This is a genomic window from Streptomyces phytophilus (assembly GCF_013870535.1).
Lineage (GTDB): Bacteria > Actinomycetota > Actinomycetes > Streptomycetales > Streptomycetaceae > Streptomyces > Streptomyces phytophilus.
Window position 1 is genome coordinate 1 of the sequence record NZ_JACBXC010000326.1, and the last position, 5,445, is coordinate 5,445.

Sequence of the window (5,445 nt, forward strand, 5' to 3'; positions counted from 1 at the left end):
CGAGTGCACCCGGCCGATCGAGCCCGCCTCCCAGATGACCATCGAGGACTGCGACACCCCCGAGCGCATCCTCGCCAAGGCCGCCCACATCGTGCCCACCCGCGGCCAACTCGCCTGGCAGGGGCGCGAGGTGACCGCCTTCACCCACTTCGGCATGAACACCCTCACCGACCGCGAGTGGGGCTCCGGCGCGGAGGACCCGGCGCTCTTCGACCCGGGGCGCGTCGACGTCGCGCAGTGGATGCGCACGTACCGGGCGATGGGCGCCGAGACGGCCATGCTCACCGCCAAGCACCACGACGGCTTCAACCTCTACCCGACGCGCTACTCCGACCACTCCGTGGCCGCCAGCCCGCACAGCCGCGACCTCCTCGGCACGTACGTCAGGGAGGCCCGCAAGGCCGGCCTCGGCGTCGGCGTCTACCTCTCCCCGTCCGACGGCGCGGAACTGCCGCACGCCTGGCACGCCGGCTGGCTGGAGACGCTGCGGGAGAAGGAGGAGGCGGGCGAGCAGCTGACGAGCGTCGAGCGCACCGCGCTCGCGGACGGCGGCCCGCCCTCGGGCCACGGCCGCTACGGCAACGGCAGCCCCGTGCGCACCCACACCATCCCCACCCTCACCGAGGGCGACGACCGCGCCGACGACGTCGCGGCCGGGCGGCTGCCCACGTTCACGGTGCGGGCGAACGACTACGACGCGTACTACCTGAACCAGGTCTACGAGCTGTTCACCGAGTACGGCCCCATCGACGAGCTGTGGCTCGACGGCGCCAACCCGTGGCGGGACGCGGGCATCACCCAGGAGTACGGCTTCCGGCAGTGGTACGAGCTGATCCACGCGCTCTCCCCGGACACCGTCGTCTTCCAGGGCCCGCAGGGCGTCCGCTGGGTCGGCAACGAGCGGGGCGTCGCCCGCGAGACCGAGTGGAGCGTCACCCCGCACACCGTCGACCCCTGGTCCACCCACGGCGCGCTGCCCAACGACTCCACCGACCCCGACATCGGCTCGCGCGCCAAGCTCCTCGCCGACGGCGTGCGGTACCTGCAGTGGTATCCGGCGGAGGCGGACGTCTCCAACCGCCCCGGCTGGTTCCACCACCCCGGCGAGCGGCCGAAGACCGCCGACGAGCTGTTCGCGCTGTACGAGCAGAGCGTCGGCCGCAACGCCCCGCTCCTGCTCAACGTGCCGCCCGCGCGCGACGGCCGCATCGCCCCCGAGGACGTACGCGAGCTGCGGGCCTTCGGGGACCGGGTGCGCGCGGTCTACGGCGCGGACGTGCTGGACCGGCGCGGGCCGCAGACCTTCGACCGGGTCCGGGTGGCGGAGGACATCCGGCACGGCCAGCGCGTCGAGCGCTTCGCGGTGGAGGCGCGGGATCCGGCGACGGGGGAGTGGCGGCAGGTCGCGGCGGGCACCACGATCGGCGCGTACCGCATCCTCCCGCTGGCCGAGCCGGTGACGGCGGACAAGCTGCGGGTCCGGGTGGACGAGGCGCGGGGCGCGCCGCGGCTGCTGGCGGTGACGGCGCATCTGAGCACGGCCGGGGAGCCGGGCCCGTAGCGGACGCCGCACGTTAGGCGACCCCGGGCGCGCGGACCGCGGCGGTGTTCGCTACGGTTTGCACGTGGACAGGAAGAAGACCCTGCGCGCCGGTGCACTCGCCGCCGGGACGGCGCTCATGATGCTGATGTCGTCCCCCGCCGCCTCCGCGCTCAACCGCGACGACGGCGACGACCCGGGCCCCGGGCTGAGTGTCGCGGAGACCCTCGGTCTCTTCGTGCTCACCCCGCTGGTGGCCTTCGCGGTGATCGCCGGGCTGGTGGTCGCGGCGGAGAAGAAGAAGAGCTGACCCCGGCGCGTTCGCCGCGCCGCGCGCAGGCGCCTGCTCCGTACGCGGAGCGGGCGCTTTTGCGCGCTCTCCGCGTACGGAGCGCCCGGTGGGCCGGGCACCTGGACACCCGGGCCCCCGGGGCCGCCGCCCGCCTCAGGCGAAGTCCGGCATGTCGCCGACCGTGCGGTTGACGTCGATCACGGTGAACGACGCGCCCTGCGGGTCCTCCAGGGTCGCCATCCGCCCGAACGGCGAGTCCTGCGGCCCGAACGTCACGCTGCCGCCGCGCCGCCGTGTCGTCTCCACGGCACGGTCGCAGTCGTCCACGGCGAAGCAGACGCCCACGTGCGGAGGCGTCCCGGCGGGGAAGACGTCGCTGCTCATCTCCGCCCGGCCGATGAGCGGGTCGCTGTCGCCGGCGCTCCACACGGCGTAGTCCATGCTGTCGTCCTGCATCTTGCGCACCCGGTAGCCGAAGACCTCGGGGAAGAAGGCGTCGGCGTGCTCGGGGTTGCGGGTGTCGACCTCGGCCCAGCAGAACGTGCCGGGCTCGCCGATCGCGGCGAAGCCCTCGTGGCTGCCCGGCTCCCACAGCCCGAACCGGATCCCGTCCGGGTCCTCGGCGATGGCCATCGTGCCGTACGGGCCGACCTCCATCGGGCCCATGACGACCCGCCCGCCGTGCTCGCCGACGTGCCCGGCGGTGGCTTCGGCGTCGGGGGTGGCGAAGTACAGCGTCCAGCCGGCCGGAGCCTTCTCCGCGCCCGGCATCGGCGGGGCGAGCCCGGCGGCGACGCCGCTGTCCGCGGACGCCTGGGTGTAGTGCCCGGCGGCCTCGCCGCCGTCCTCGAAGGTCCAGCCGAAGATGTCGGCGTAGAAGCTCTTCGCGGACTCCAGGTCGGGGAAGGTTGCGTCCGCCCAGCAGGGTGCGCCTTCGGGTCGTACGGCCATGATCGGTCGCCTCCTCTGAGGCTGGGGGTTATTGCGTGGATTTGTGCACTTCTCACGCTAGTCCCGAGACCCGCAGCTCGCGCGCGGACGGCTTTCAGCCGCGGCGCACGACCCGAGGGCGAGCCGCTCCCCGGCCCGGCCGCGCCGCAGGCGGCAACGCAGCGGTGCCCCGCCCTCGCCGTCGGTGACCGGTTGCGGAGGTGACGGAGCTGTCGTCGCCGGTGGGGCGGCTGCGGCGCATCGCCCGCACGGCAGTGTGCGGGCGCCCCGGCGGTGAGCCGGGACGCCCGCACGCGGGGTGTGACCGGGCTACTTCTTGCAGCCCTTGCCCTTGCAGGGCTCGCCGCGCGGGTTGCCGATCCGCTCGGTCAGGTGCTCGTCGCCCTCGATCGTGAGGGGACCGGTGACCGGGGGCTTCGGCAGCCGGAAGCCGTCGGGGACCTCGGTCTCCAGCAGGTAGTAGGTGCCGTTCTCCAGGTCGGCGAAGACGCAGACGCCGCGCCTGTCGGTGGCGCAGCCGCTGCCCTCCCTGGTGTCGGGGTTCCCGCCGCGGGTCTGGAGCCCCGGCACGCCGTTGGTCTCGCGCCACAGCTCGAAGACCGCGCCGGCCAGCGGCTTGCCGTTGTGGGCGTCCACCTTGTTCACGGTGATGGACCCCTGGGCGCCCGGCTCCGGTACCCGTACCGGCAGGTTGAGGCTGTCCTCCTCCGGCCCGACCTCCTGGCCGTCGAAGACGGCGGTGGCGGTGGCCGTGTTGGGCAACTCACCGCGTGCCGCGTCCTCGGCCGTGACCGTGCCGGTCCCCGTGCACCGGACGCTCTCGCCGGGCGCCAGCGTGGTCTGCGGGCACGAGACCGGGCCCAGCCGGCTGTCGACGACGGTCACGTCCTCCAGCACGGTGTTTCCCGTGTTGGTCACCGTGAAGGTGTACGGAACGGTGTCCCCTTCCTCCAGCGGGAGGTTCAGGTCGTCGGGCACGGACTTGATGAGGGTGAGCGCGGGGCCGGGCTCCGTCCTGCGTACGGGCAGGTTGAGGCTGTCCTCTTCGGGGCCGACCTCCTCGCCTTCGAAGGTGGCCGTGGCGGTGGCGGTGTTGGGCACCTCGCCGCGTGCCGCGTCCTCCTCCGTGACCGTGCCCGTCGCCGTGCAGCGCACGCTCTCCCCGGGCGCCAGCGTCGTCTGCGGGCAGGTGATCGGGCCGAGGCGGTCGTCGGTGACGGTGACGTCCTCCAGTTCGGTGTTCCCGGTGTTGGTGACGGTGTAGGTGTACGGGACCTCGTCACCCACCTCCAGCGGCAGCGGCAGGTCCGCCGGCACCGACTTCACGAGCGTGAGCGCGGGCGCCGGATTCCGTACGGGCAGCGTGAGGCTGTCCTCCTCCGGGCCGACCTCCTGGCCGTCGAAGACGGCGGTGGCGGTGGCGGTGTTGGTCAGCTCGCCGCGTGCCGCGTCCTCCTCCGTGACCGTGCCCGTTCCCGTGCACTCGACGCTCTCGCCGGGGGACAGCGTGGTCTGCGGGCAGGTGATCGGGCCGAGGCGGTCGTCGGTGACGGTGACGTCCTCCAGTTCGGTGTTCCCGGTGTTGGTGACGGTGTAGGTGTACGGCACCTCGTCGCCCGCCTCCAGCGGCAGCGGCAGGTCGTCCGGCACGGACTTGACCAGGCTCAGCGCCGGCGCCGGCCGGCCGATGACGACGTTGCGGATGAGGTGCACGTTGGACCAGACGCCCGTGGAGCCGGCGAAGCCGAACTTGTACGTGCTCGGCACCGGCGTGGGCGCCGGCCTGCTCAGGACCTGCTGGGGGCCCCGGCCGTCCTGGAAGTCGATCCAGACCGTCAGCACCGGGTCCGGCGCCGGGGTGATCTGCACCGTCACCGTCCGCTTCGACGGCTCCAGGTCCGCCTCCGCCTGGACCGGGTCGCTGGAGACCTCGGTCGTCGGCCCTTCGAGCAGGCCCGGCAGGCTCGACTCCCACCCGGTGGCGTCGGAGTGCTCCCCGGTGTAGGTGGCGTCGAGGAAGCAGTAGCCCTCCAGGCCGTCGCCGGGGCCGCGCACCGTGACCATGTTGGGGCCGGTGCTGGAGATCGTGGGGAACGCGGTGCCCGCGGGGGAGCGCTGGTCCGCGGGGCAGCCGCTGCCGCGGCCCTCGCCGTCGTTGAAGAAGTTCCCGAGCACGTCGAGGCCGATGCCGACGTAGCCCTGGTCGACACCGGGGACGACGGCCTCGGCGGGGTCGTTCTTCTGCGCGTAGCCCAGGCTGCCGCCGAACGCGCCCGGCGCGTCCAGGTCCGCGGCGCCGTCGACGAGGAAGAACGAGATCCCGTCCGCGGGCCGGCGCTCCCCCTGGAACTCGGCGGTCGGCCCGTACTGCCACTGCTCGAACGTGACCACCAGCCCGTCCTCGGCGGGGACGGGCTGGTCGTACAGCGCCGCGCCGCTCTGGTCCGTCTTGGCGTCGGTGAGCTGCAGGTAGCCGTTGCCGTCGGCGCCCGGCGGCGGTACGGGGCCGCCGACCGCCGAGGGCGTCGGGCAGCCGCCGAGGGGGTGGACGCCGGTCGTCGGGCCGTCGTCGTCGGCGGCCGCGCCCGTCAGGCACGCGGAGCCGTAGCCGGTGAACTCCGGCGCGGTGGCGCCGGTGAAGTCCTCCTCCACGTAGATCGGG

Annotated in this window: 4 protein-coding genes; 2 read left to right on the forward strand and 2 right to left on the reverse strand. The window is 73.7% G+C overall.

Annotation, left to right across the window (positions count from 1 at the left end):
- Positions 1-1,561, forward strand: a 1,561-nt coding sequence (locus H5J30_RS16065; RefSeq protein ID WP_258563348.1) for an alpha-L-fucosidase, incomplete at its 5' end; no start/stop codon positions are given.
- Between the two features lie 64 nt (positions 1,562-1,625).
- Positions 1,626-1,850 carry a hypothetical protein gene (locus tag H5J30_RS16070; RefSeq protein WP_181788118.1) on the forward strand — a complete coding sequence of 75 codons (225 nt, stop codon included), beginning with the start codon at positions 1,626-1,628 and terminating at the stop codon, positions 1,848-1,850.
- 135 nt (positions 1,851-1,985) lie between these two features.
- Here the strand turns inward: H5J30_RS16070 and H5J30_RS16075 are convergent, their stop codons facing one another.
- On the reverse strand, positions 1,986-2,783 hold the full coding sequence (locus H5J30_RS16075) for a VOC family protein (RefSeq protein WP_181788119.1): 798 nt from the start codon (positions 2,781-2,783) through the stop codon (positions 1,986-1,988).
- A gap of 309 nt (positions 2,784-3,092) precedes the next feature.
- On the reverse strand, positions 3,093-5,445 hold a 2,353-nt coding region (locus H5J30_RS16080), incomplete at its 5' end, for a CLIPPER-2 domain-containing protein (RefSeq protein WP_220188970.1).